We start from the raw sequence: 3,113 nt of genomic DNA on the forward strand, positions 1-3,113 counted from the left end.
CCAGCGGCCCGCAATTCCTCAAGGTGCCCATGGAAGTCAAATACTCGCCAAGAATCCCGGTCATCTGCCGACCAAACTTCTAGCGTCTGCTGTGGGTTGTCCCACGCAAGGCGCTCAACATAGAGCAAGCCGCCGTACTTGAACAGCTTGATAGCCATGCCGATCACAGGCAGAAAGGGAAGTTCCCACTCTCCATCCAGCGCCATGAAGATACTGTCATGCTGACTGGTATACACTCGCCTGAAATACTTAACCCTCATTCTTTGTGCCACTCCCAATCATATACATCAAGCATAACCTCAACCCATGCCCTCGATGCGGGGTGTAACTGGATTTGCTCACGGTTCTTGAGATACCATCCTGCCGTGTCTGGATTGCCATACGCCCGCCCTGCCCCGCGCCAGTCAGCTAGCATCTCACGCAAGTACCGCTCTGGCATAGGTAGAGGAAATAGCTTGCCGTCACTCCGGGCGCTGTCTAGTGTCAGTAGCCAGCGTTGCCAGTGATGCTTATTGCGGTGCTGATGATGTAGCCAGGCCACGTCAAATTCATACTCAACATCTTCCTTGGTTTTCACCGTCCCAAAGGGGAATTGCCTGTTTGCCTGTTCTACGGTCGGCCACTCGCCATAGAAATAACGGGCATAGGGCAACCACTCAGACGGTAAGAACTTTGACAAGTCGTGAATGATGCCAAGCCAAGGAACACCTAGTTTGCAACACTCCAAGAACACGAACCACTTATGGCGAACCTGACTCTTAAGGTACTTCCAGTGCATTCTTTCTCTTTCTCCTTGCGGGATTGCGGGTTTCTTGCGGGATTAGACCATTCCCGTCCAGTCTTTGACGCCCCACTTCTCCTTGAGAAGGCGGTTCATTGTAGCTACGCTGCCCTGCTTGCCCTGGAGACCCTGGCTGATAGCCGTGACCGAACCCAGGTGTTTGACTGCCCCCGCTTCTTCTACCACGTAGAACCGCCAACCCTTTATCCTGGCCCTCTTACACCAGTCCAGGTCAGCGCCGTACCCAAGGAACCTCTCGTCTGCATCCCCCACATCTTTCCATGCGTCCATCCTCATAAGGGGGCAAGTCCAGTCAAACCAGCTTACCTCCCTGGTATCGCCACCTCGGGGATGAAAGACCGCGTGAGGGCTGTTAAAGGGGGGAGTGACCGCCGCTGCCTTCTCTGGCATCTTCTCTACCAGGGTTTGCAGCATGGCCGGGCTTACCCCCTCCACGTCGTCATTCAACATCCAGACGTAGGTATATCTCATGCTGTCTAGAATCTGCATGGCCCAGTTCCAGCCGGGCGCAAAGTAGATATTGTCCGGGCGCGTGATTGTGATCTTCACACCCTTGGGGCAGTAGTCGAGCCCGCCGCCGTTGTCAAAGGCAATCAAGTCAACGTCGCCCAACTGCTCTCCCATCCTATCGGCTAAGTCGTGCCGCTTGTAGTTCAGGAAGGCAGCGCACACCTTACTCTGTACCACGGAACCCTCCAGGTGCCCAATGCCTCCAAATCCTCTCATCAACGCACAGGTTGGCGAGGGGCTTGTCCACACACCCGAAGGTGTAGCCTGCTCGGTGCCGGTCAACGTAGAACCGCCAATCGCTGTTGCGCCCACCCGCGTCGGCATGGAGCTTGTAGCCATCCAGCAATTTCCGACGGAAAAGAACGGACGGCGAGAGGATATAGCCAGCTTTGGGCAGCACACCCGCGTCAAACTCCCGATACCAGGAGCCATACTGTACAGCCTGGTCCCTGCCCCACAAGTTGGTGCGGCAGTACAACAGGTCCACGCCCTGCTTCTTGTGCTCCCGACGCATCACCCACAGAAAGCTAGGCTCCCACCAGTCATCATCATCCAGGGTAGCAATCAGCCTGCCCCTGGCATACTTGAACGCCTCGTTGCGGGCCGTGGCCCCGGTGTCATTCTCGATATGCCCCAGGTCGATAAACTGGATGCGTGTATCGTCTACAATGACCGGGTTCTTGTCGGCATTGTTAAAGGCTACAATGGCTTCCCACTGCTTAAAGGACTGGTCGAGCAGCGACTGAATGGTCCGGTTGAGCGTCTGCCTGCCAGTGGATGGAATGAGGATAGACACGTCGGGCAAGTCCAGCGGTCCCACTACATGGGCCAGTAGATAGCCGTGAACGCTCCTGGTACTTACCTTGTGGTAGTACTTTTGAAGAAGTACTGCCAACTCGGACAGGGTGTACTTGCGCTGATGTTCCTCTAGCTCTTCCGGTCCCATGCGATTGTCAGGCACGGAGATCCACGCCTCGGGCGCGTGTGCGTTGAGAACCCTCAAGGCAGAGTCGGGCGAGTCAAGGTGCTCCAGCAACTCAGTACACACCGCTACGTCAAACTTGCCCAAGTTCTGCTTGTCATAATCCCTTACGTCAAGTACAATCCCGTCGATGCCATTTTCCGCAAGATGCTGGATGGCCCACGACGACAGGTCTGCAACCGTTGGCCTGTGGCCCTGCTGTAGTGCCAGCTTGGAGAAACGGGAGCAGCCCCCACCCAGGTCGAGGACCGCCCTACCCTCTCCAAGCTCTGCAAGAATCTGCTTATAGAGCGCATCCCGGCGGGGGTCTTTCTCATACGCCCCCCATTGCTCTCGCCACTTCTTGTCCCAATACTGCGATGTGTTTATGTTCACTTACATAGTCTCCTGTTCAGAATTTTGCCGTCTCTGTCAGTGAGTGCTCTTTGTCGTCAAGGTGCTCTGCTTTAAGGTCGGTACACACGTACCACCACCCGAAGCCCGCTTTGCGGGCGTCATAGCCGAACAGGGGGTCCTCGGAGATGGGGCCGTCCCCCTCGTGGGTGTCCCCCCAACGCCAGGCGATGGCCCGGTAGACCGGCTTGCGAATGAGCACAAAGCCCGCGGTGGCATAATCCAGTTCAGTAAGGGTATCGTTAACTCTTACAACGTGCTTACCGCTGCCCATATAAACCGTGTGGGCATGTGCCCCTCTGCCGGGTACTACCCCGCCGACGATGTTGAGCCCGGTTTCCCACAAGCGGGGGATGCTGTTCTTGGGGATCAGCACATCGCTATCCACGTATAGGATAGCGTCGGCGTTCGCGGCTATGGCATACT

The 3,113-nt window shown here is 56.2% G+C and carries 5 protein-coding genes; all 5 read right to left on the bottom strand.

Features of this window, described 5'->3' with window-relative positions:
* Nucleotides 1–260 (bottom strand): hypothetical protein (locus tag PHI12_14475; GenBank protein ID MDD5511990.1); only part of this gene is annotated, 260 nt, incomplete at its 3' end.
* Nucleotides 257–778: a DUF5662 family protein gene (locus PHI12_14480; GenBank protein MDD5511991.1), complete on the bottom strand. Its 522-nt coding sequence runs from the start codon at nt 776–778 to the stop codon at nt 257–259. The genes PHI12_14475 and PHI12_14480, both read right to left, overlap by 4 nt.
* Before the next feature lie 42 nt (nt 779–820).
* Nucleotides 821–1,489 carry a hypothetical protein gene (locus PHI12_14485; GenBank protein MDD5511992.1) on the bottom strand — a complete coding sequence of 223 codons (669 nt, stop codon included), beginning with the start codon at nt 1,487–1,489 and terminating at the stop codon, nt 821–823.
* The gene (locus PHI12_14490; protein MDD5511993.1) at nt 1,476–2,669 is read right to left on the bottom strand and encodes a glycosyltransferase; all 1,194 of its coding nucleotides are present in this window, start codon (nt 2,667–2,669) and stop codon (nt 1,476–1,478) included. Before PHI12_14490 ends, PHI12_14485 begins: the two co-directional genes overlap by 14 nt.
* Nucleotides 2,670–2,685: 16 nt before the next feature.
* On the bottom strand, nt 2,686–3,113 hold a 428-nt coding region (locus PHI12_14495), incomplete at its 5' end, for a hypothetical protein (GenBank protein MDD5511994.1).

Source organism: Dehalococcoidales bacterium (genome assembly GCA_028716225.1).
Classification (GTDB): Bacteria; Chloroflexota; Dehalococcoidia; order Dehalococcoidales; family UBA5760; genus UBA5760.

Bases quoted from the DNA above. Each gene is read 5' to 3' on its own strand.
- PHI12_14480 (MDD5511991.1), bottom strand. From the start codon at position 778: ATGCACTGGAAGTACCTTAAGAGTCAGGTTCGCCATAAGTGGTTCGTG.